General features: G+C 57.9%; 1 pseudogene. It reads left to right on the forward strand.

Annotated features, from left to right (window positions below):
- A pseudogene (locus tag ACOCD2_RS24445) lies at positions 1 to 568 on the forward strand (hypothetical protein); the annotation flags it as partial.
- Positions 569 to 663 lie beyond the last annotated feature (95 nt).

Here is a 663-nt window from a genome sequence, read left to right on the forward strand (position 1 = left end):
GCGTTCGGAGGCCTACTTTGTTTTCCCTCTGGCGCAAGGCACGCCGGGAAAACAGTGCGGCCTCGCGGCTACTGGGGTCTACCAGCCTTCGCTTCGCTCTCCATGGCTGGCAGCGATGGAAAACATGCTTTCCATGCTGGTGGAGAGTCTGTTCAGGGGACAGGGGAAACTGGTCACCTGGTCGGCTACCAGCGGCTTTGACGATGAGGAAGACACTGTTTCCGATCCGCTGCGGGCTCTGTCACGTATCAGTGCGGAAGCGGGCAACTGCATCTATCTGCTGAAGGACCTGCCCCTGTGGTTTGACGAACAGCCCGCGCTGGTACGCGGTCTGCGCGATCTTTACTACCGGCTGCTGGGCAGGCAGATTTACGTGTTCGTCAGCCACCCTGTACTGAAGATGCCCGAGGCACTGAAAAAGGAAATGTTCCTGGTGGAAATGGCCCTGCCGTCCGAAGAGGACATCCTCACGCAACTGCACAAACACGGTGGACAGGGTACGGTGTCCGATGAAGACATGCTGTACCACATGGCCGTGGCCATGACAAGCGTGTCTTCGGCCTCGTGATAGATTTTGGGACATCCCAGTCCCCAAAATCGACTCGGCCTTTGACAACCTATTTGTGCCCCAGCCGTCCTGGTCACCAAGCACTGCGCAACAAC

The sequence above is a fragment of the Thiolapillus sp. genome (assembly GCF_048562965.1).
GTDB classification, from domain to species: domain Bacteria; phylum Pseudomonadota; class Gammaproteobacteria; order Chromatiales; family Chromatiaceae; genus Thiolapillus; species Thiolapillus brandeum_A.